We start from the raw sequence: 21,223 nt of genomic DNA on the forward strand, positions 1-21,223 counted from the left end.
CATAGAAATGATGGGAGGAGCGTGTAAGATGAATGCGATTCAGAATGTAACGCGCTGGAAATTAGGCCACCCGCTAGTGGCGGGAATCGTCTATGCCTTCGTTTGGATGGCTCTCGGTGCACTCGCCTTGTCAGTCTTGCTATATTCAAGCTCAACTAGTGAGGACGAAATGAAAGGCTATATTTATATTATCCATTGTATCGCTCTTTTTATCGGTGGATGGACTTCTGGCAGAAGAAGCGGCAAAAAGGGCTGGTACTATGGAGGAATGACAGGAATCTTCTACGTGCTGCTCGTCATGCTGATTGGTTTTTTGGCAATGGATGCAGGGGTAAGCGTACAAAAACTCGTCCAAACAGTAGCAGCGTTCGCTGTCAGTGCAATTGGGGGTATTATCGGTGTAAATATGAGCAAGTCCGGCCAGTAAGGAGGGAAGCCTTGAGTTCGAATGATCGCATCATGTAATCCCCACCCAATTGTGTTATACTATTGGAGTTTACAAAACGGCAATGTGACATTACATTAGGGGGATTCTCGTGGTTCTATTTCAATCCATGCAGACTGTCACGCTGTGGACCATCGTAACCGTCATTGTGCTCGTCTGGTTCGGTTCACGCAGACAGCCGCTAGCTGTCGCTGGAGCATTTCTACGATCACTGTGGACATCACGTTCTTTTCTTATTGCTCTCATTGCGATGGTGCTTATTCTCATGGTCAACGGCATGGAGCTTACGCTCGAAAAAATGCTGCAGATTAATTGGGATTTCACTTCCAATATTCATCAACTTGAAGGGCAATTCGTATACAGTGTACAGCAGATTTTCAATCATCCGTTATTAACGCAATTTGTTTCCTTTTTCTATATTGTTGTCTTTCAAGCACTTATCGTAGCCTCACTCGGGATTTATACAACAAACGGGAATATCCGTATGGCGCACGCTGTATGCTATGCCATTATGATTAACTACATCGTAGCTATCCCATTCTATTTATTTTTCCCAGTTAATGAGGTATGGTCGTATGCACCAGCTGGGGTCAGCTTCCGCATGCTGGAGGTGTTCCCGAACTTCGAGGAGCAATATCGCGCATTCTCTGGTATCGATAATTGCTTCCCAAGCTTGCATACGTCGATCTCTGTAACGGTCGCTCTGCTCGCTTCACAGTCTGGCAATCGAAGATGGGCCATCTTTACGGCAGCAAGTGCAATTATTATTGTGTTCTCGATCTTCTACCTTGGCATTCACTGGTTAACCGATATGCTGGCTGGAACTGTACTTGCTATGGTTGCATCATGGGTGGGCTTGAAGCTTGCTGGTGTTCAACCCAAGCTCAGCTTGCTGCCAGATCGGCAAAAGACATTCAGCAAGTCTTATACCAATTCCAACGACATAAGCTAATCATGCTCCTACTCCCTTCGGCATACGGCGCATGATGCAACGAAAGAAGGGGCTCGCCAATTGCATCTCATGCAACGGTGAGCCCCTTCTCCTATGCTTGGCATCTTAGGATGCGCTTGAAGATTCATCTACAGATACAACTTGACTAATTGCACTGCGATCGAATGTCATTTTTGTAACGTCATTTACACGCAACACGACTGTGTCGTCCGTAATTTCCATGATGCTGCCATGAAGACCGCCAATCGTTACGATCTTGTCTCCCTTTTTCAATGCACCAAGCATTGAGTTCCGCTGCTTCTGCTTCTTCTGCTGAGGACGGATTAACAAGAAGTAAAATACTGCAAACATCAAGACGAACGGCAACAACATTTGAAGAAACCCACCAGTTCCTCCTGCCTCTGCTCCTGCTATCAACATGTATGTATCCCCCTTTCAATAATGAAATAATTATGTATAGACTGCCGAACGAGCTGAAGCATCCACGAATGTGAACGATTCAGCAGGCAGCATGTCTACTGTTAGAACCCGCTCTCGTTGCGGTCCATTCCATAAGCTTCAAAGAATTCGTCTCTGAAATCGCGCAGTCGATCTTCACGGATCGCCTCGCGTACTTGACTCATTAAGTTCACCAGGAAATACAAGTTATGATAAGTCGTCAAGCGAAGACCAAATGTCTCATCTGCCTTAATGAGATGGCGCAAATACGCACGCGAGTAGTTGCGGCATGTGTAGCAATCGCACTTCGGATCAAGCGGCCCGAAGTCACGAGCATACTTCGCATTCCGTACAACAAGACGGCCTTGGCTTGTCATAGTCGTACCATTGCGGGCGATGCGAGTAGGAAGTACGCAGTCGAACATGTCCACCCCGCGCATAGCTCCCTCGATCAAAGCATCCGGTGATCCAACCCCCATCAAATAGCGGGGCTTATTAGCCGGAAGCAACGGAGTAGTGTAATCCAACACCTCATACATCAAGTGTTTCGGTTCTCCTACACTAAGTCCTCCAATAGCATACCCCGGGAAATCCATCGAAGTCAAATCCTTCGCACTCTGGCGGCGAAGGTCTTCATACATGCCACCTTGGATAATTGCGAACAGTGCTTGATCGTGTGGTCTAGCATGGCTCTCCAAACAACGTTCCGCCCAACGAGTTGTACGCTCAAGCGATGGCTTGATATATTGAGGTTCAGCCGGATATGGAGGACATTCATCGAATGCCATCATAATATCAGAGCCTAGCGCATTCTGAATCTCCATAGCCTTCTCTGGAGACAAGAAGAGCTTGTCCCCATTCAAGTGGGAACGGAAGTGAACCCCTTCTTCTTCAATCTTACGCATATCGCTAAGACTAAATACCTGGAACCCGCCGCTATCCGTCAAAATAGCCCGATCCCAATTCATAAACTTATGAAGCCCGCCAGCTTCGCGAATGATTTCATGCCCTGGACGAAGGAAAAGATGATACGTATTGCTCAAAATAATCTTGGCTTCCATCTCTTTCAACTCTTCTGGGCTCATCGTCTTTACCGTTGCCAATGTCCCAACAGGCATGAAAATTGGTGTTTCGAAGGAGCCGTGTGGGGTATGAACCTTGCCAAGCCGCGCTCCCGTCTGCTTGCATGTCTTAATTAATTCGTAAGTAACTGCTGCCATAATTGTATCTCATCCTTGTATTAGGTTTCCGTTGCATTATCATAAATGAACATGGCGTCGCCAAAGCTGAAGAAGCGATATTCCTGCTCAATTGCTTCCTGATAGGCAGCCATAATATGTTCACGGCCAGCCAGTGCGCTGACAAGCATCACTAATGTCGATTTCGGGAGGTGAAAGTTCGTTAGTAGCGAGTTCACAAGCTTGAATTCATATCCTGGATAGATAAAAATGTCTGTCCAGCCCGAACACGGCTCAATCGCCTTTCCTACAAATCTCCCTGCAACCGTTTCTAATGTTCTTGCTGATGTAGTTCCTACTGCAACTATACGGCCGCCTTGCTCTTTCGTTTCATTAATTGTTCGTGCCGTCTCTGCACTCACTTCATAATATTCCGAATGCATGACATGCTCTTCAATCGTATCAGAAGACATTGGTCGGAACGTGCCCAATCCCACATGAAGGGTAACATACGCAATTCGAGCTCCCTTATTCTCCACTTCCGCTAGGAGTTCTTTCGTAAAGTGCAATCCTGCCGTAGGTGCAGCAGCAGATCCCTCGTGCTTCGCATACACGGTCTGATAACGTTCACGATCATCCAGTTGTTCTTTAATATATGGAGGAAGGGGCATTTGCCCAAGCTCATCCAATATTTCATTGAAAATGCCCTCATATGTGAAGCGTAGCAATCTCGCCCCCATCTCACGCTCTTCCAACACTTCCGCTTTCAACTTATCACCGAACACTACAACCGTTCCCAGCTTGACTTTCTTCCCTGGCTTCACGAGCGCTTCCCAGCAATCATTTTCTTCCTGCTTGAGCAAGAGAACTTCCACCTTAGCGCCCGTATCTTCCTTAACTCCGAACAACCGGGCAGGGATAACCCGAGTGTCGTTCAGTACCAATAAATCGCCTGGCTGTAAATAATTTATGATTTCAGGGAATGCATGGTGCTCCACTTCACCAGTCTGGCGATTCAACGTTAATAATCGAGATGCAGTCCGTACTGCCAACGGTGTCTGCGCAATCAAATGCTCTGGTAAATGAAAATCATATAAGTCCACATTCATCTGCTATCCGTCCTAACGCTTCACTAGCTCTACATTTTTGTAATAGTATTGCAAAATCGCTTTATAGTCATACCCTTGATCGGCTAATCCCTTGGCACCCCATTGTGACATTCCGATTCCGTGCCCATTACCTTTGCCAACAAACAAGAACGATGTCGCTTCTACGACTGGCTTCTGCTCTTCCTTGGTAGGCGACACTTTGCTTGTCGTACCTTTCCCATTTACAGCTACCATGCTGCTTGGGAGCTTCCCGCTTGTCTTGCTGCTGCCGCTGACAACACGAAGCTGTGAGGTATCTTTAACGGATTGTAATTTGCCATCTGCCCCAACGATAGAAATCGAGGATGTGCCTGTCCCGCTTCCATTGCTGAGAACATCAGACACCACACCTGATCCGCCAGGAACGATATCGAACAATGTACTCGGCAGACCGCCAAATGCATAACGGAAGTTGTCTGGATAACTAACCGCGACAGGCTTGCCATTAGCTTCGATCTTAACAGCACGTCCAGATGGACCTCTTTCCGTAACCGCTAGAGTCTTAATCGTTCCGCTTAATGTCGTCTCTGTCCGATCCTTCAGCCAGCTGGTAATCTGCTCCGCTGTATAAGGGCCTCGTACCCAATTCATTTCATTATTTTCTTTAATCGTTTCAAGCACAGTTAACTTTGTACCCTTATCGACCTTCCCTACAGGTTGAACGTCTGTCTGAATAGCCGGTGTTGGGCGTACATTCGTACCATTTTCAAGAACGGTTGCCGTCTGCCCGGAAAGACTCACTACATCCTCACGAACATATCCTGTCTTACCATCTGGCAAGGATACGCGATACCATGATTTGGAACCTGCCGCTGCGACATCGTCTGGACTATCGACAACTTGGAAGTAATCGTAAGAGCCGCCCCAGACTTCCATCGGATCAGCCGTCTTGCCGCCTGCATTGGAATTGAAAATGGCCTCGATTAGCTTGCCATTCTGCATCAGCACTTCTCCAGCCGTCTCTTCCACGGCTCTCTTAATGTCAGGATGCTCTTTCTCCACACCGAAGTAGGCTTGGCTTAATGTTGTATCTACCACATTAGCAATCTCGAATTTGTTTCCTTGATACAGCGCAAATGTGCGAGCGGCTACCGCCTGCGCTTTCAATGCATCCATCGGCCAGCTGGAATAGACCTCTCCACCAACGACCGATATCAAATATTCTTCAAGCGGCACTTGATTAACCAGTGCCAGCTTGTCCTTATATAGACTAACCTCCATCACGCCGCGGTACGCTCTTCCGCTTCGTTCACTTACCTTAATCGTCGTCGTCGTTTTCGGCTTCACAATCCACTTTGCACTGCCGTATATGCGATAATGAGGAGTAAGCGCGTTGCCCGTCGATTCCATGCTATGTACAGCAGCACCTTGGGCTTGTGCAGCGCCCGCCGCATATCCCTTCGATGCGACTACAGTTTGTATCCCGCTAAGCTGTGCATCCGAAGCAGCTTGACCTGCCCAGACCGCTGTCCGCACTCCACTATCCGTTGCCAATGTCACCACATAAGCATCAAGATCTGCATCCAGCAAGGATTGTTGTACATTTTTAGCCTCGTCTTGGGAGCCATATGTGCCAGCTTGCACATAATGGGGGCCAACGACGGATGGTTCATATCCATTCACCGTCATTCCACGCATCTTGTCCATAGCTTGGGAGGCAGATTTGCTGGTTGTATAGCTGCCGGCATAGACAGCGAAGAATGTCGTTCCACGTCTTGGAATCTGGGTAATATATGCTGGCCCTGAAGACTGTGCCTTCTTCATAACCGATTGCGCCTCAGTTAAATCATCGGTTTCGAGTAATTTCACTTTATAATCATCCGCACTAAAGCGAGCTTGTCCACCATCCACATCAACGCTGCCTTTGGAACTCGCTCCAATTCGTGCTTCCAATTGCAGCGATGCTGTGGAGGCCAGAGACAGGAGCGATGTTTGCCCAGGTGATCCTTTGCTCAAATTAGCGAACAAAGCCACTCGGATATGATTCTCAAGAGCAGCTTGCTCAGGTCTTGCATCGTTACTTGCTGCCGCATACGCGACGTTAGCTGGCTGCATAAGAGCATACGGAGCTCCACATAGCAGAAGAGCCCCCGTAAGCACACTTGCAACGGATCGGATAACGTTCCTGTTGTTATTCAAGTTTCCCCATTCCTTTCTTCTGTCACGTCTCCTCTGCATACGCCAATTTGTACGCGTTTTACTTAATTTTGTTCCGGTATAGGCAATCCTAAATGAGTATAGGCTTGAGGGGTAACCATTCTCCCCCGAGGTGTCCGCTGAAGAAAACCAATTTGCAGCAAATACGGCTCGTATACATCCTCGATGGTCTGGCTCTCTTCGCCAATCGTTGCCGCAATTGTATCCAGCCCTACTGGGCCTCCACGGAAATTCGTAATCATCGTGCGCAGCATTTTGTGGTCAATTTGATCAAGGCCAAGTGGATCAACCTGAATAAGGCGCAGCGATTCCTTCGCAATGGCTGCGGTAATGATGCCATCACCACGTACTTGTGCGAAATCTCTCACCCGCTTCAATAATCGGTTAGCAATCCGCGGTGTCCCTCTTGAGCGAACAGCAATCTCATCCGCTGCTTCTCCCACAATTTGGACTTCCAATATGTCCGCGGCACGCGACACGATATAGCTCAATTCATCCTTATTGTAGAACTCCAAGCGGCTCACGACGCCGAAGCGATCACGAAGTGGAGCCGAGAGTAATCCCGCTCTAGTTGTGGCACCGATCAAAGTGAACTTCGGCAGATCCAAACGCACGGATCTGGCGCTCGGCCCCTTCCCGATAATAATATCGAGTGCAAAGTCCTCCATAGCCGGATACAATACTTCTTCTACAGTCCGATGCAGTCTATGAATCTCGTCTATGAAGAGGACATCCCCTTCCTGCAAGTTCGTTAGCAATGCCGCGAGATCGCCCGGTCTCTCAATCGCCGGCCCCGAAGTCGTACGAATATTTACGCCAAGCTCATTGGCAATAATGTTAGATAAGGTCGTCTTTCCAAGACCAGGAGGTCCATACAGCAGGACATGGTCAAGCGCTTCCTTGCGGAGCTTAGCAGCTTCAATGAAAACCTTCAAATTATCCTTCACCTGCGACTGACCGATATACTCGGACAAATAACGCGGTCTTAGGCTTAACTCGACTGCCTGATCCTCCATCATGCAATTGGCTGATATGATGCGTTCGTGCTCTTCCATCTTAACCGCCTTTCTTATCCTTTAAACAACGCCTGCAGCGCCTTCTTCATTAAAGAATCTACACTTTCATCCGCATGAATGCGATGTTGCAAGTCATTCCATACACGATCAAGTTCTGTCTCTGTATATCCCAATGCTTTGAGTGCTTCTCTAGCCTCTGACCATACATTGCCGTCCACACTGTCATCGTCTGCTACTGTGACATTCATGAACAAGGCGTCCGGATGGATATCCAGTCCGATACCGTCCAGCTTATCCTTCAGGTCCAGAATGATACGCTGAGCCGTCTTCTTGCCGATACCCGGCAGCTTCGTTAAGAACACAATATTCTCTTGCTGAATGGCAGTTACAACTGCTTCCGGCTTGCCACAGCCTGCTAGAATGCCAAGCGCTACCTTCGGCCCTACTCCGTTCACATCGATCAGCCTGCGGAATAGCTTCTGCTCCTCTCGCGAGCTGAATCCAAAGAGCAATGTTGCATCCTCACGCACATGATAATGAATATATACGGTGACTGCCCCTTCCTGCTTTGCAAAAGCATAGGGATTCGGAGTAAAGACACGGTACCCAACGCCTTGAACATCCAAGACGATATATTCGGTTTCTAAATGAGCAACCTGTCCACGCAAAAAATCGATCATGATCGCCATACTCCATTCAATTTGTCATTAAGCCCACTCGAATGCGCATGGCATATCGCCACCGCAAGAGCATCAGCAACATCATCGGGCTTCGGTATCTCCTTCAGCTTCAAGAACAGCTTCACCATCTCTTGAACCTGCTTCTTCTCTGCCTTCCCATAACCAACAACAGCCTGCTTCACCTGCATGGGCGTATATTCTGCAATCGGTATGCCGCGCTTGGCAGCTGCTAGAATGATAACACCGCGTGCTTGTCCAACAGCAAACGCATTCGTGACATTTCGATTGAAGAACAATTTCTCTATTCCCATAGAATCTGGTTTATACTTGTCTAGCAGCTGCTCCGTAGCTTCATACACCTGCAGCAGCCGCATCTCCGGCACTGTCGAAGGTTCTGTCTGAATACAGCCATATTGTACAGGTACAATCCGACTTCCTTGTTTATCTACAAACCCAAATCCTGCAATCGCAATCCCTGGGTCAATCCCCAAAATACGCAAAAAAAATCTCTCCCTCACCGCATCCATGTACCAGTAAGCGAACATATGTGTTCACTCCATTATAACATAGATCGTGAAGAAGAGAATGAGTCATTCCTATGATGTTTGCAGGGAAAACAGCCTAATTACGGCCGATTACTTCCCAGCTGATACTTGATTCGCCGCTGTCTCAGTTGTAGAATGACGGAATGCTATCTTCAACATCGGAGGCGTCACCAATGTCGTCATAATGATGACAATAACGAATGGTGTGAAATACACTTTATCGAACAAGGCGCCTTCAAGACCCGTCGTTGCAATAATAAGTGCAACCTCACCGCGGGATACCATTCCGGAGCCGATCCCGATCGCACTCTTGCGATCAAATCCAGTCAGTCGAGCTCCCAATCCACAGCCGAACAGCTTCGTTACAATTGCAATAACGGTAAACAGTACAATAAACCATACATACTCCCCGAGGCCTTCGAAGTTGACATTAATCCCAACACTTACGAAGAAGATTGGTACGAAGATACCGTAAGCAATTGGCTCAAGGCGATGTTCTACCTCATGCTTGAACTTCGTCTGCGAGATGGCAATCCCGGCAGCGAATGCACCGATAATGCCTGCAACGCCCAAATAGTCTGCAAAGTAAGAAAAGGCAAAACAAATAATAAGCGCCGCACTAATAACAGCTTCGGTAACGCGAAGCGGTGCAAGCCACTTCATCACTCGAGGCACTATATAAATACCTGCTAGTATTGCTACTACGAAGAAAAGAACTTTCTTCCCGATAATAAGTCCGATTGAAGCGCCACCGCCTGCACCGAGCAAGCTGAGCATGAAGGCAAGAAGTATGACAACAAGGATGTCATCCACGACGGCTGCACCAAGTATGGTCGTACCTTCCCTAGTGCTAAGCTGTCCTAGATCCTTCAGTGTCTGTACCGAAATACTTACCGATGTAGCGCAGAGCAGCAAACCAACAAACATGGATTGGTTCGAATCTAATCCGAACAATAGACCACCACTATATCCACCGATAAACGGAAGAATGACCCCGCCGATTGCTACTGCGAACGCCGCCTTCCAATTCTTCTTCAATTCATCCAAATCTGTCTCCAGACCAGCAATGAACATAAGCAAAATGACGCCAACTTCCGCCATTTCCTTAATTAGTTCACCGTCTGAAACCCATCCGAGCATAGCTGGTCCGATAATTATCCCCACAATGAGTTTACCAAGTACGGCTGGTTGACCCAATCGTACAGTGAGATCACCTGCGATCTTTGTCGAAGCCAAAATGATGAGCAACATGAGAATAAGTTCCATTGGCATTCCCCTTTCCGCTGTACAATTATTATGACCGCAAACCGACATTTTTTTTGTAGGTGGCTAAGGGCAATCCATACCATTTTTCTTTATGTTACATTTCATGACCTAAACCCGAGAATATACAAAAAAGAAGGACGTCGGTTACGGCGTCCTACTTGTTACTGCCTCTATTTTGTAATACGTTCATTCGAGTGGGTTGGTTTCATGACTTTCTTCGTCTCTTCGATCGCATAATCGCTAAACGTAGACAGCACACTATGATAAGCATCGACATCTGTAATGCGAATCCCTTGATATAACTGCTTCATTACCTTCGGAGGAAGCGAACTCTCCATGGACTCTACATCCAATTGGAAAAATGTACGTATCACCTTTCCACCTTCAGGTGGACCGTCATACAACGTCAGATTACCATCCTTATCGAGACTAATATGCGCCTTATCCTTGCATGTACCTGACAACTCTTCAACTTGTTCCTCCAGGATCACCCGTCCGTTTGCATCCATGGATACCGACCAGTCTGGATGGTTGAGCACGAGCTGAATAATGTCACGTGTTGGCTTTGCACCCAACACTTCATCATTTTTTCCGCATATATATTGCTTGCGAGCAATAACTTCACGCTGTTCATCCTGCTGAACCAACTGCGCGATCACAATCTGGGCTGATTCATTAAGCTTAGACTCATTATCCTTCCACAAGGCGAAGGTCTCAATCGAAGATGGCTTATCATAGTCCGCCAGCATATTGCGCACACGATCAGACAACTGTATCCCAATGGCAACTACCGCTACGAACAACACAATTGCAGCCAAAGACCATATCGGCTTGCGGAAGCGCCGAAGACGCTTCTTCCATTGCTTCACTCGAAAATAGAACCTAGAGACGGTACGGTGTTCTCGAGCCATAAGTAATCCCCTCTAACTGCTTGTTTATTTGAGTAAAGCATTTGATTCCACGATGCCAGAATCATCTTGCTTTGCTCACAAGAAAAAGCCGCCAGAATCATCACTTATAGAGGTTGTTCAAAAAGTCCGCTTTTGATCACGAAGTAAATCATGAAGTGGACTCGGCATCGAATCTTGAATTCAGCCGGACCTTCCGGTGCTCATGTACCCAAAACGTACATTCCGCTCCTCAGGCCCTAGCTTCATCCAATCTTCTCGGTGCTGAAAACCGGTCTTTTTGAACACGCACTTATATACTTGGAGGCTTTTCTTATAGTGTGGCCCAGATAAAGGGGAAGTTATACAATTAATCTGTCTGTTCCTTCATTTCAATTTTCTCCACGGCCGAATAACAAAGCATATATAGACAAGCAGCGGGAGAGGGGTTCCCGTGAATCCCCAGATCCCCCAGAACCATGGGTACTTATTCCGCCTGCGAGCATCCAGAAACAACCAAGTTCCTTGAATGAGCAGAATGATTCCAATTAGAACCCAGACCCACCAAGGGACATTCTCAGTACCATTATTCATTCTGCTCACTCCCGTTGCTCGGATGGATACAAATTGCCCAGATAAGAACTGCGCCACACAGGGAAATGAGCTGCATCCAGACATAGATATACCAATTCGCTTGGGCAAGACTGCACCCGCCGCCAACTAGCAGCAATGCAGCACTCCATAAGACAAGCAGTTCTTTCCACAGCCTTTTACGGTTCCTCTTCTTCGCCTGAAGCAATACCTGCTGGATGTGGGCAGCACTCGGATGCGGAGAATGGCGATCACTCCATTCATCTAAGTGTTCCCAGTGAGGATGCAGTCTCTCCTCCCACACCGAGTCCTGTTCCGGACGTGTAGCATGATTGGACATCGGTACTTGATGTAGAGAATCTACATGTCCTTTCTTGTTATCTTGCTTCTCACTCATCTTGCTTCCACTCCTTCCGCAGCTTCTCCAAGCCATAGTGCATGCGTGACTTTATCGTACCTGCCTGAACGTTCAACATTTCTGCAATTTCATTAACCTGATATCCATAATAATATTTCAACACAATTGGAGTCCTCTGTTCGTAGGACAGCTCACTAAGAAGCTCCAGCGCCGCCGACCACTCCATATTGCTTGATTCCATTTGATAGCGCAGCTGACGTACAGCTTGTTCCTGCTCCCGCCATTTGCTCTCCACTTTCTTGCGGCGCATCTTGTCATAAAACAGGCGTGTCGCAATCGTAATGAGCCATGACGAGAATCGTGAACTCCCATTGTACGTATGAATCTTCTCCATACACCGCACCATCGTGTCTTGAACCAAATCTTCAGCATTCGAAGAGCTCATCGTTAATTTCAAGGCATATTTATATAGAAAGGAGTAATTCTCATGCAGCAGCACAGCAAGTTCATCCATGTCTCCTCTGACTGCTCGCTCTATCCGATGCTGCTCAGACATGTATTCGCCTCCTTTCCTTAATATCATAACGCAACGAGCTTTGCGCAAAGCAACTATATTACGAACTATCGTTAGGAATCGTTCAAGGGAATTATTAAAAAAGTTGAAATAATCATTTAGGAAGGAAGGGTGGAAAAAAGAAGGATTAGAATAGCAAAAACCGTCGGTTATAACCGACGGTTTTTGATAATGGTCGGGACGACACGATTTGAACATGCGACCCCCTGGTCCCAAACCAGGTGCTCTACCAAGCTGAGCTACGTCCCGAATGGATGGTGCCGGTGAGAGGACTCGAACCTCCACGGTTTCCCTCACGATTTTGAGTCGCGCGCGTCTGCCAATTCCGCCACACCGGCTTAGTAGTATCCATTATGAAATTAAGTGGCGCGCCCTGAGAGATTCGAACTCCCGGCCTTTTGATTCGTAGTCAAACGCTCTATCCAGCTGAGCTAAGGGCGCATATTCTGGAGCGGACAACGAGATTCGAACTCGCGACCCTCGCCTTGGCAAGGCGATACTCTACCACTGAGCTATGTCCGCATATTATTGTATTAACCAATCTGTACAACTTCATTTGCTTCGTTGTCGTCGTTGCCGTTCAACAAGGACAAGTAATAATATATCAGACTGATAATTGAATTGCAAATCTTTTTTAAAGATTTCTTGGTGGTATTTTTTTCTTGTCAAAAAACCTGCTTGCCAAGCCATATTTCAGCTCATACAAGCAGGTTCTAATAGTATGTTCTTAGTTTCTTATGATCTAACCCACTCAAGTGTAAAAGCAGGCTTGCGAATTCCTACTACCCTCGCATTGTCGTTTTTCGTCTCTGCAGGGCTCAGCTTTTTTAAGCGTTCGATGGTTGCAGTCGTCGGGTATTGAATCTGCTCTAAAATGTCAGCAGCAATGATCGGCCATTGATCTTCCGATCCGTCCATCACTTTGAAGGCAATCCCTATTCTCTGCTCGCGCAAGCCGAAGCAATAGATACCTTTGGCTCCGCCTTTCGCTACGATATTCGGATCCTGCAGCAGTGTTGGACAAATAAGCTCCGTTCCGGATACATAGAATGGATGTTTGTTCATCAGGCCCGTCAAGCGTGTAATCGCTCTGCGCACTTCCTCATCTGCAATTAAATCTGGACAAGCCAATCTCAAATATAAGAGGGCTATATTGCGAATTGGAATCGCATATACCGGGAACCCGCAGCCATCCGTTCCTAATTTAATTTGCCGGGCAGGCACATCAGCAAGATGAGACATCAAACGCAGCACCTGCTGCTGAACGGGATGCTCCGGTTCTGCATAGTTATCGGTTGGCCACCCCATCATTTTGCATAATGCCAGAACACCTAAGTGCTTGCCCGAGCAGTTGTGATATAAGGAGCGCGGTGGCTGCCCGTTGGCAATCCGCTCGTCCCTCGCAGCGCCATTCAGTGGATAGGTAGGCTTGCATACGAATTGATCCTCAGTGATCCCCGTCTTCTTCATGAACGATTCCAGTGCTTGTACATGGAACTGCTGTGCACGATGAGATGCAGTCATTAAGACGATCTCTTCCTCACTTAATCCGTAATGCTCCGGCACACCTGCTAACAAAGCAGGGAGTGCCTGCACCGGCTTCGAAGATGAGCGCATAAAGCTTACATAGTCGGGGTCGCCAACATGGAATAGTGTCTCAGCTTGTTCGTTAACACCTACAATATGTCCTGTATATGCACATTCCAACCAACCGCCTCGTGATTCCTCTACTAACACCTTGCCCAAATTAACCATTATTGTTCCTCCTCGCCAACACATGCTGTCATCATTCTCATTTCAAGACTTCCCCTATCATGACATAACTCTGCAAACATAGTATCATGTTCCTAGCTGCTCGTATTTATAACAAGTTCCTGTCAGTTATAAAAATTTCCGCTAACGAACCGGAGGGATAGGCATGATGACCATTGCGGATATAAGGCCATACATCCGTGCAGCGCATATGTATAATTATCGCGGAACGCGTGAAGAACAGCTGCGCAGAGGATACAGCTATGCATTCCACTTATTCTTGGACGGCCATGGGCACATGACGATAGATGAACAGCGATATGCGGTCTCGAACGGCACGCTCATCTTTGTCCGCCCTGGACAATGGCATTCCTTCGAGCATGCACCAAATGAAACGATGAATGCATGCAATATCTACTGCGATCTATGGGAGGCTCCTCCGCCGAACCAGCCTACCTTTGCTTATGAATGGGATGAATTCGATCCGAGGTGGTTAACCGCACATAACCCTTGCACAGAACTGGAATCATTGCCGACCTGCACTTCGCTTCGCCCTTATCCTTACTTCATTGAGTTGATGAAGCATGTGCTTACCGCATATAATCGGCGCGGCTGCTATACGAAGCAGGCTGCATCAGCTAGTTTGTACTCCTGGCTGATTCAATGGTACGATGCAAGCAGATTGCCCAATCCTACGGATTATCGCATAGCTCGAATCTTGGAGCGAATGGACGAACATCCCGAGCAGCGGCATTCGGTTGATTACTGGTGCAGCGAATGCGGGCTGGAAAAGTCCCAATTTTATCGGCTTTTCAAGCAAGAGACAGGAGCATCGCCTAAAGCGTATTTGCTGCAGGCTCGCATGAAAAAGGCGGCCGTTCTGTTGATGGAAAGCCGCCAATCAATTACGGAAATCGCGCTAATGTTGGGCTACGATTCAATCCATTACTTCTCAAATCAGTTTACCTACGTGTATGGAATCAGTCCTACCTTATACCGAACAAACAATAGCTATCAGAAAATTGATCGCTAGCATTATGATAAAAGCAGCCCTCTACCAAGTGGAGAAGAGCTGCTTTTTTAGATAACCTTATTAAGCGCTTACAATTTCGGTGTGTGCACTCGCGTCCTTCGTTCTTTTGTCCTCAGCAGGGAGCGTGACAAAAATCATCATAACGCCTGCTGCTGCAAATAGCCCAGCGAATAGCCACGTAATGCCGGCGTAACCGAGGCTTCCAATAAATAAAGCAACAAGAGCTGGACCAACGAATGCGCTCAATCCCGCGCCCAGGTTCAAGATTGACATCGCTGCACCCTTTTCTTCCTTTACCAAAGACGGGGCTATCGCAGACAATGGCACGAAGCCTGCCAGACATCCGCCCCACAAAATCCCGACAATTTGCACAAGCCATACATTGCCTGCCGCAAGTTGAGGAACGTAAAAGAGTAAAATCGTAAAGAAGGCCGAGCCTGCACATCCAAACCACATTACCGTATTTCTCCAGCCAAGCTTATCGCCCACAATGCCAAACAGCAGGTTGAACGCGATGTTTCCGATAAAAATCATAGCCCATAAATGCAGCCAGGACGAAATGCTAATGCCTTGACTCTCCATGTATAGCGGCATATATATGGGGAAGCCGAATTGTGCAGCCGTATTGATGATGCGAACTAAGCCGACCAATACGATTTTCGGTTCCTTTTTGACAATTGCCAATCCTTTGGCAAGCTCTTTTACTTTGTTGTCATGCTGTTCTGCCTTGGACTTATCCAGCTTGCCGCCGGAATTGATGACCAGTGCGAACAATGCCCCAAGCAGTACCCATACGATTGCACTCCATAGTGTATTGATATGCCCCAAGTGCTTCAATGCCCAGGTGGAATAGTATGCGCCGAGTACGTTCATGCCCCCAGTGAACACGAACCAGAACCAGCCGACAGCCGTTCCCAGCTTCTTCTGAGGTGTCTGATAAGCGATCCAGACGAGGAAAGAGTATGCAAACAAAGGATAGCCGAGACCCTTAAACGCATACGTCGGCAGCATCGTTGCAAATGAAAGCTGGGTAATTCCTAAACCAATAAAGCCTACGGAACCGAGAATGTATAGGATTAACCCGGTTAACATTGCTTTTTTAGGTCCAATCGCGTCAACGAATAATCCGGACAGGAAAGAAGACAATGCAATCGTAACCCCGTATACCGTAAATAAAATGCCGGATTGCTGTACGGTGAGTCCCTGTTCAACCAGATATGGGCTTAACCATCCCTGCTCCAGACCATCCCCCATCATAAAGATCAGAATGCCGAGATAGCCCCAAGCTAGAGATGAAGGAATACCTATTTTGTCCAAAATATGTTTGTCTTTCAAGTGCATCACTTCTTTCCTAGATGATCTATTCCTTCTTCTACTGTCCGTAATGCAGCTATTCTATAAAGATGTTAATTTGAACTCTCTCCACCCATCACTTCCAATTTAATCGCTTTCAATTGTTTAATCGGACTCTGTTCATTGCGACCAAAATAATCATGCAGCCGCACATACTGGGCATAGAGTCGATTATAAATGACCCGGTGCTTACCTTGTGGCTCATACGTTTTCTTAATGCCTCCACCCATTGCTTTCCCAGCCTGCTGAATGGAGTCGTATCCTCCATTAGTACTGCCTGCCGCTACGGCTCCGAGCATGGCGGCCCCCATCGCTGTTCCTTGCTGAGTTGCCGCGACGTGAATCGGCATGCCGATGATGTCCGCGAAGGTCTGCATAATGAATGGGCTTTTTTCCGCAATCCCGCCTGTAGCCATGATTTTGGCAATCGGAACTCCGTGCTGTACAAAGTTCTCAATAATCATCCGCTTCCCGAATGCAACTGCTTCAACCAATGCTTTGTACATTTCTTCGGCTGTCGTAGCCGTCGTCATGCCGAACATTGATCCTGTCAGATCCGCATCCACCAGAACGGAACGGTTTCCATTCCACCAATCCAGCGCAATCAAGCCGCTGGCGCCGGGCTTAATCTTCTCTGCCTTCTCATTGAGAAGCTGCAGCACATGCTTGTTCGCAGCTCTGGCCTCTTGCCCTAGGCGCTCTGGCACACAGTGATTCGCGAACCATGAGAAATGGTCTCCCATGCAGGATTGCCCTGCCTCATAGCCGTAGAACCCAGGCAAAATGCCGTCCTCGCAAATGCCGCTAATGCCCGGCACCTTCACTGCCGTTTCACTGACCAGCATGTCGCAGCCGGATGTCCCCATCACCATCAATAAAATATCGGGAGTCGTAATCCCGCAGCCGATTACGGCGCAATGGGCATCGCCTATTCCTACGGATACCGCTGTCCCTGCAGCCAGCCCCGTCCATTTTGCGCTCTCTTCTGTAATTGATCCTGCTCTGGTGCCGACCGGATAAATGGTTCTCGACATTTTCTCGTCAACGACGTGTTCCAGCTTTGGATCGAGCGCTTTCAAAAATGAATTTGATGGAAATCCATTTTGCTTGTGCCATATGGCCTTATATCCAGCTGTGCAGCTATTTCGTGTTTCTGTGCCAGTTAGCTGTAGTGTAATCCAATCGGCAAGCTCCATGAACCGATCAGCGGCTTCATATATTTCGGGTGTTTCATTAAGAATTTGCCATATTTTTGGAAACATCCATTCTGAAGAAATTTTCCCACCGTAGAAGTCCAAAAATTCCTCGCCCCGCATACGGGCTATATCATTCAGTCGGTTGGCTTCCTCTGCTGCCGCATGGTGCTTCCACAGCTTCACATACGCATGCGGATTATTCTTGTATGCATCCAGCATGCACAGGGGCGTTCCATCCGCCTTTACGGGAAGCATCGTACATTCCGTAAAATCGGTGCCGACGCCAATAATCTGCCGTGTATCAATGCCGCTCGTTTCCAGAACCTTTGCCAGCGTTGCAGTGGTGCATTGTAAATAGTCCTGCGGATGCTGCAAAGCCCAATCCGGCCCCAGCTTCGTTACGCCGTCCGGCAGCACCTGATCCATTACGCCGTGAGGATAGTTCATCTCTGCAGATGCACTTATCTCTCCAGTGGATACGTTAACAAGTATCGTACGGGCACTTAATGTGCCATAATCAATTCCAACTACATATTTCTCCATTTAGCATTCACCCTTTTTAGAACGTAATCGCTACCTTGAAGTCACCATGCTTACCAGACGCATATTCAAAGGCTTCTTCCCATTGCTCAATCGGGAACTTGCGAGTCACAATGCCGTTCGTTTTCAGATTGCCGTTTGCAACATTTTCAATGACGAATGGGTAACAATACGGGCTCAAGTGAGATCCCAATACATCCAGCTCCTTGCGGTCGCCGATGATGGACCAATCCACGGTAGTCGGCTCCCCGAACACGCTGAATTCTACGAAGCGTCCAAGCTTGCGAATCATGCTCAATCCTTGCGTTACGCTCGAAGGATGACCTGTAGCTTCGATGTAGATGTCGCAACCGTAACCCTCCGTCATATCCAAAATCGTTTGAACCACATCCGTCTCTTTCGGATTGAGGACGATATCCGCGCCAAATTCCTTCGCCTTTTCCAAACGGTTCTCAACCAAATCCAGCACAATCAATTTTTTTGGATTTTTCATTCTCGCATATGTGATCATTCCTAAACCGAGAGGCCCCGCCCCAGAGATAACGACGACGTCCTCGCATCCGATTTGCGCCCGATCCACGGCATGCTTCGAGCAAGCGTAGGGCTCAATCAGCAACGCGGACTCCAATTCCATCTGTCCAGGCACCTTATGGACAACCGCCGTTTTCGGGTATCGAACATATTCCGCCATTCCCCCGTTGTTCGAGCCTTGGAAACCGAATATGTTATGGGGCTGGCACATCCAGTACTCCCCTCTTTTGCAAAATCTGCATTCTTGGCAAGGAACGATCTGATCCGCAGTTACTCGATCCCCAATTTTGAAATCGGTTACATTTTCGCCAATTTCTACGATTGTTCCTAAAAATTCATGCCCCGGAATAAACGGAGGCTTCACCCATTCTGGCTGTGTCTCGTCGCCCCAGAACATTGCTGCGCCATGCATGCACTTCAAGTCTCCTGCGCAAATGCCGCATGCTTCCGTTTTAATGATCATATCGTCTGGCCCACATTCAGGCGTAGGATAGTTGGCTTCAAAGCGGTAATCATGCTTCCCATACGCTACAAGCGCTTTCATAGTTGCTGGTACGTTCCCTGTCGTGGCTTTTAAGCTGGTAGATTGTTGTTGATTCATTATGCATCCGCCTCCCCAATAAGTAAATTGCTTTTGTTAAAGTGTTTTATAAAACTACTTAATGCAAGGATATTCCCTCTCGTCCTTCTTGTCAATATGCAATTTAAAAAATAAGTATTATTTTGCAGCACAAGATGCGAAGCATTTCCTGCTTGTTCAGCCGATTGAAAGATAAAAAAACGCATGAAGCAGGTAAAGGAACTGGGCTCCTTTAAACCGACTCCATGCGATTGTTATAAGCTTGGTATCTTCTTATATTTGATTAATGAACTGATCGATGAAGGGCAGAGCAGCCCCAGCCGCAATAGCCTCCGTTTTATAACTGCAAATCCGCACATAATCTGCATGATCTTCGAACGTATTGCGGCTGGCCACCAGCTTCTTCAACGTATCGATATAATTCTCCATATAAGCCCCTACGTAACCGCCAAGGATAATGTCACAGTCGAACAGCATGCGAATATTATTAATGGCGATCGAAAGATGGCGCAAATAGTTGTCCCAAACGATCAGCTTCTCACGGTTGCCACCTTGTACCTCCTCAAAAAAACGCCCCAAACTCCCATCAGCTGTATCTGCTAATAAAGAAGCTGAACAATATGCCTCAAGGCAGCCCTTTTGACCGCAATAACAAGGGAGACCGTCTGGAATGATCGTAATATGCCCGATTTCCCCACTCTTTTGATTCTCTCCGGCAAACACTTTATTTCCAATATAAACGGCTCCACCAATATTATTGCTAAGAGAAATATAAAAAGCATTTTTCGTGTCCGGCGTTGCCCATATTTCCGAGAACCCAGCCGCATTCGCATCATTCACAAGAATGGCCGGATACGGTATGTACTTGGTGAAGCGCTGCAGCGTCTCTCCGGTGAAATTCAGGATCTTCCCGTAAAAGACAGTCTGGTGGTCTTCCGTAATCAATCCCGGCACCCCGATGCCGACACCTAATATTTTCGAATCGTCAATATCCAGTTCTTTTATATCCTCCTGAATGATATTTCCCAATAGCTGAAAATAAGGATCCGAGGTTTCAAACTTTTGTCTTCTTCTGTTTATATGAATAATATCCCCATTTAAATCAACAACCACAGTTGTGACATGGTTCCGCGTAATATCTAAGCCAATAGCGATTTTGGCATCGCTGATATAAGAATAGACCTGTGCATTGCGTCCTCCGGTATTACCAATGGTCCCCGTATTCGCAATCAGCTTCTCCTGCAGCAAATAATTTAAATTCTGCGTAATAGTTGGTAAGCTAATCTGCAAATGCTGCACAATATCCTGCTTAGATAAGTTTTTTTCTTGCCGCAGCAGCATATATATTCGATTTCGATTGAATTCCTTAATATTAACGGTTTTGTCTACCACCATAACGTCCCACCTTATTGAAACCCTTTTATAAAAGGAGTTAGTTATCTATTCCTTTAATCATAATGTCTTTCGAATAAAACATCAATAGAGCATGCCCTTATCCTATTCTAGGGGGAGTACAAATTAGCATCTTTATATCAAAGATTGCGTACTCAGTGCATCTTACGCTCTCTTGAATCAGCTCTCCTTGTCCAAACAACGACAAAAAAAGCCCGACGCTTCCGCATCAGGCTGAAAATTGCACAAACTGGTGAGCCATGAAGGACTCGAACCTTCGACACCCTGATTAAAAGTCAGGTGCTCTACCAACTGAGCTAATGGCTCTCATAAGAGAGAAATGGTGACCCGTAGGGGATTCGAACCCCTGTTACCTCCGTGAAAGGGAGGTGTCTTAACCCCTTGACCAACGGGCCTTATTCAATTTGATCATTTCTCAAGAAGAAAAATGGCGGAGCTGACGGGATTCGAACCCGCGGTCTCCTGCGTGACAGGCAGGCATGTTAGGCCTCTACACCACAGCTCCATATTTGGTTGCGGGGGCAGGACTTGAACCTGCGACCTTCGGGTTATGAGCCCGACGAGCTACCAACTGCTCCACCCCGCGATAT

Annotated in this window: 20 protein-coding genes and 8 tRNA genes; 3 read left to right on the forward strand and 25 right to left on the reverse strand. The window is 47.2% G+C overall.

Translation table 11 applies throughout. The annotated features are described in order from the left end of the window. Positions 1-28 precede the first annotated feature (28 nt). A complete protein-coding gene (locus BP95_RS0103315) occupies positions 29-427 on the forward strand; it encodes a TIGR04086 family membrane protein (protein ID WP_021257031.1) in 399 nt (132 codons plus the stop codon). A gap of 109 nt (positions 428-536) precedes the next feature. After that, the gene (locus tag BP95_RS0103320; protein WP_021257032.1) at positions 537-1,397 is read left to right on the forward strand and encodes a phosphatase PAP2 family protein; all 861 of its coding nucleotides are present in this window, start codon (positions 537-539) and stop codon (positions 1,395-1,397) included. A 105-nt stretch (positions 1,398-1,502) separates the two neighbouring features. On the opposite strand, the gene yajC is transcribed toward BP95_RS0103320, so the two are convergent. From yajC to BP95_RS0103405, 17 genes are all read right to left on the reverse strand, one after another. Next, the gene (gene yajC, locus BP95_RS0103325; protein ID WP_021257033.1) at positions 1,503-1,817 is read right to left on the reverse strand and encodes a preprotein translocase subunit YajC; all 315 of its coding nucleotides are present in this window, start codon (positions 1,815-1,817) and stop codon (positions 1,503-1,505) included. A 101-nt stretch (positions 1,818-1,918) separates the two neighbouring features. Further along, positions 1,919-3,055, reverse strand: coding sequence for a tRNA guanosine(34) transglycosylase Tgt (gene tgt / locus BP95_RS0103330; RefSeq protein ID WP_021257034.1), 1,137 nt, complete (start codon positions 3,053-3,055; stop codon positions 1,919-1,921). A 20-nt stretch (positions 3,056-3,075) separates the two neighbouring features. Next, positions 3,076-4,122, reverse strand: coding sequence for a tRNA preQ1(34) S-adenosylmethionine ribosyltransferase-isomerase QueA (queA, locus tag BP95_RS0103335; RefSeq protein WP_028531405.1), 1,047 nt, complete (start codon positions 4,120-4,122; stop codon positions 3,076-3,078). Between the two features lie 12 nt (positions 4,123-4,134). After that, complete coding sequence (locus BP95_RS0103340; RefSeq protein ID WP_028531406.1) at positions 4,135-6,300, reverse strand: SpoIID/LytB domain-containing protein; 2,166 nt, start codon at positions 6,298-6,300, stop codon at positions 4,135-4,137. Between the two features lie 62 nt (positions 6,301-6,362). After that, a complete protein-coding gene (gene ruvB / locus BP95_RS0103345) occupies positions 6,363-7,373 on the reverse strand; it encodes a Holliday junction branch migration DNA helicase RuvB (RefSeq protein ID WP_021257037.1) in 1,011 nt (336 codons plus the stop codon). Positions 7,374-7,387: 14 nt separating this feature from the next. Beyond that, positions 7,388-8,014: a Holliday junction branch migration protein RuvA gene (ruvA, locus tag BP95_RS0103350; protein WP_021257038.1), complete on the reverse strand. Its 627-nt coding sequence runs from the start codon at positions 8,012-8,014 to the stop codon at positions 7,388-7,390. Continuing rightward, positions 8,011-8,514 (reverse strand): crossover junction endodeoxyribonuclease RuvC, encoded by a 504-nt coding sequence (gene ruvC / locus BP95_RS0103355; protein WP_028531407.1) that lies wholly within the window; start codon positions 8,512-8,514, stop codon positions 8,011-8,013. The genes ruvA and ruvC overlap by 4 nt, the downstream gene beginning before the upstream one ends. Before the next feature lie 135 nt (positions 8,515-8,649). Continuing rightward, positions 8,650-9,825 (reverse strand): cation:proton antiporter, encoded by a 1,176-nt coding sequence (locus tag BP95_RS0103360; RefSeq protein ID WP_036666520.1) that lies wholly within the window; start codon positions 9,823-9,825, stop codon positions 8,650-8,652. Positions 9,826-9,995: 170 nt separating this feature from the next. Beyond that, a complete protein-coding gene (locus BP95_RS0103365) occupies positions 9,996-10,736 on the reverse strand; it encodes a BofC C-terminal domain-containing protein (RefSeq protein ID WP_021257041.1) in 741 nt (246 codons plus the stop codon). 363 nt (positions 10,737-11,099) lie between these two features. Then, positions 11,100-11,306 (reverse strand): hypothetical protein, encoded by a 207-nt coding sequence (locus tag BP95_RS0103370; RefSeq protein WP_021257042.1) that lies wholly within the window; start codon positions 11,304-11,306, stop codon positions 11,100-11,102. Further along, on the reverse strand, positions 11,299-11,700 hold the full coding sequence (locus BP95_RS0103375; RefSeq protein WP_021257043.1) for a YxlC family protein: 402 nt from the start codon (positions 11,698-11,700) through the stop codon (positions 11,299-11,301). Before BP95_RS0103375 ends, BP95_RS0103370 begins: the two co-directional genes overlap by 8 nt. After that, positions 11,693-12,217 (reverse strand): RNA polymerase sigma factor SigY, encoded by a 525-nt coding sequence (sigY, locus tag BP95_RS0103380; protein WP_021257044.1) that lies wholly within the window; start codon positions 12,215-12,217, stop codon positions 11,693-11,695. The genes BP95_RS0103375 and sigY overlap by 8 nt, the downstream gene beginning before the upstream one ends. A 190-nt stretch (positions 12,218-12,407) precedes the next feature. Beyond that, positions 12,408-12,484: transfer RNA gene (locus BP95_RS0103385), tRNA-Pro, on the reverse strand. Between the two features lie 6 nt (positions 12,485-12,490). Continuing rightward, a tRNA-Leu gene (locus BP95_RS0103390) sits at positions 12,491-12,573 on the reverse strand. Positions 12,574-12,599: 26 nt separating this feature from the next. Then, positions 12,600-12,676, reverse strand: a tRNA-Arg gene (locus BP95_RS0103395). Between the two features lie 6 nt (positions 12,677-12,682). Continuing rightward, positions 12,683-12,757, reverse strand: a tRNA-Gly gene (locus BP95_RS0103400). 213 nt (positions 12,758-12,970) lie between these two features. Next, positions 12,971-13,990, reverse strand: coding sequence for an asparaginase (locus BP95_RS0103405; RefSeq protein WP_021257045.1), 1,020 nt, complete (start codon positions 13,988-13,990; stop codon positions 12,971-12,973). 163 nt (positions 13,991-14,153) lie between these two features. On the opposite strand from BP95_RS0103405, the gene BP95_RS0103410 reads away from it, so the two are divergent. Continuing rightward, positions 14,154-15,020 carry an AraC family transcriptional regulator gene (locus BP95_RS0103410; protein ID WP_028531409.1) on the forward strand — a complete coding sequence of 289 codons (867 nt, stop codon included), beginning with the start codon at positions 14,154-14,156 and terminating at the stop codon, positions 15,018-15,020. Positions 15,021-15,080: 60 nt separating this feature from the next. Here BP95_RS0103410 and BP95_RS0103415 read toward each other — a convergent pair whose 3' ends face one another. The 8 genes from BP95_RS0103415 to BP95_RS0103450 form a co-directional block, all read right to left on the reverse strand. Next, positions 15,081-16,361 carry an MFS transporter gene (locus tag BP95_RS0103415; RefSeq protein ID WP_021257047.1) on the reverse strand — a complete coding sequence of 427 codons (1,281 nt, stop codon included), beginning with the start codon at positions 16,359-16,361 and terminating at the stop codon, positions 15,081-15,083. A gap of 65 nt (positions 16,362-16,426) precedes the next feature. After that, entirely contained in the window at positions 16,427-18,112 is a 1,686-nt protein-coding gene (locus tag BP95_RS0103420) for a ribulokinase (RefSeq protein WP_028531410.1), read from the reverse strand. 16 nt (positions 18,113-18,128) lie between these two features. Beyond that, positions 18,129-19,241: an MDR/zinc-dependent alcohol dehydrogenase-like family protein gene (locus BP95_RS0103425; RefSeq protein ID WP_021257049.1), complete on the reverse strand. Its 1,113-nt coding sequence runs from the start codon at positions 19,239-19,241 to the stop codon at positions 18,129-18,131. Between the two features lie 252 nt (positions 19,242-19,493). Continuing rightward, positions 19,494-20,615 (reverse strand): ROK family protein, encoded by a 1,122-nt coding sequence (locus tag BP95_RS0103430; RefSeq protein ID WP_021257051.1) that lies wholly within the window; start codon positions 20,613-20,615, stop codon positions 19,494-19,496. A gap of 248 nt (positions 20,616-20,863) precedes the next feature. Then, positions 20,864-20,939 (reverse strand) — tRNA-Lys (locus tag BP95_RS0103435). Between the two features lie 14 nt (positions 20,940-20,953). Further along, positions 20,954-21,028, reverse strand: a tRNA-Glu gene (locus tag BP95_RS0103440). Positions 21,029-21,061: 33 nt separating this feature from the next. Beyond that, a tRNA-Asp gene (locus tag BP95_RS0103445) sits at positions 21,062-21,138 on the reverse strand. Positions 21,139-21,143: 5 nt separating this feature from the next. Beyond that, a tRNA-Met gene (locus BP95_RS0103450) sits at positions 21,144-21,219 on the reverse strand. Positions 21,220-21,223: the final 4 nt, after the last annotated feature.

Origin of the sequence: Paenibacillus sp. UNC217MF, from assembly GCF_000686865.1 — a bacterium.
In the GTDB taxonomy this organism is placed as follows: Bacteria; Bacillota; Bacilli; order Paenibacillales; family Paenibacillaceae; genus Paenibacillus_B; species Paenibacillus_B suaedae.

Excerpts from the sequence above, each read along its gene's own strand:
- BP95_RS0103375 (WP_021257043.1), bottom strand. The coding sequence starts at position 11,700 with ATGAGTGAGAAGCAAGATAACAAGAAAGGACATGTAGATTCTCTACAT.
- BP95_RS0103415 (WP_021257047.1), bottom strand. The coding sequence starts at position 16,361 with ATGCACTTGAAAGACAAACATATTTTGGACAAAATAGGTATTCCTTCA.
- BP95_RS0103405 (WP_021257045.1), bottom strand. The coding sequence starts at position 13,990 with ATGGTTAATTTGGGCAAGGTGTTAGTAGAGGAATCACGAGGCGGTTGG.
- BP95_RS0103430 (WP_021257051.1), bottom strand. The coding sequence starts at position 20,615 with ATGGTGGTAGACAAAACCGTTAATATTAAGGAATTCAATCGAAATCGA.
- BP95_RS0103315 (WP_021257031.1), top strand. The coding sequence starts at position 29 with ATGAATGCGATTCAGAATGTAACGCGCTGGAAATTAGGCCACCCGCTA.
- tgt (WP_021257034.1), bottom strand. The coding sequence starts at position 3,055 with ATGGCAGCAGTTACTTACGAATTAATTAAGACATGCAAGCAGACGGGA.
- sigY (WP_021257044.1), bottom strand. The coding sequence starts at position 12,217 with ATGTCTGAGCAGCATCGGATAGAGCGAGCAGTCAGAGGAGACATGGAT.
- BP95_RS0103360 (WP_036666520.1), bottom strand. The coding sequence starts at position 9,825 with ATGGAACTTATTCTCATGTTGCTCATCATTTTGGCTTCGACAAAGATC.
- BP95_RS0103365 (WP_021257041.1), bottom strand. The coding sequence starts at position 10,736 with ATGGCTCGAGAACACCGTACCGTCTCTAGGTTCTATTTTCGAGTGAAG.
- BP95_RS0103425 (WP_021257049.1), bottom strand. The coding sequence starts at position 19,241 with ATGAATCAACAACAATCTACCAGCTTAAAAGCCACGACAGGGAACGTA.
- ruvA (WP_021257038.1), bottom strand. The coding sequence starts at position 8,014 with ATGATCGATTTTTTGCGTGGACAGGTTGCTCATTTAGAAACCGAATAT.
- yajC (WP_021257033.1), bottom strand. The coding sequence starts at position 1,817 with ATGTTGATAGCAGGAGCAGAGGCAGGAGGAACTGGTGGGTTTCTTCAA.
- queA (WP_028531405.1), bottom strand. The coding sequence starts at position 4,122 with ATGAATGTGGACTTATATGATTTTCATTTACCAGAGCATTTGATTGCG.
- ruvB (WP_021257037.1), bottom strand. The coding sequence starts at position 7,373 with ATGGAAGAGCACGAACGCATCATATCAGCCAATTGCATGATGGAGGAT.
- BP95_RS0103420 (WP_028531410.1), bottom strand. The coding sequence starts at position 18,112 with ATGGAGAAATATGTAGTTGGAATTGATTATGGCACATTAAGTGCCCGT.
- BP95_RS0103370 (WP_021257042.1), bottom strand. The coding sequence starts at position 11,306 with ATGAATAATGGTACTGAGAATGTCCCTTGGTGGGTCTGGGTTCTAATT.
- BP95_RS0103410 (WP_028531409.1), top strand. The coding sequence starts at position 14,154 with ATGATGACCATTGCGGATATAAGGCCATACATCCGTGCAGCGCATATG.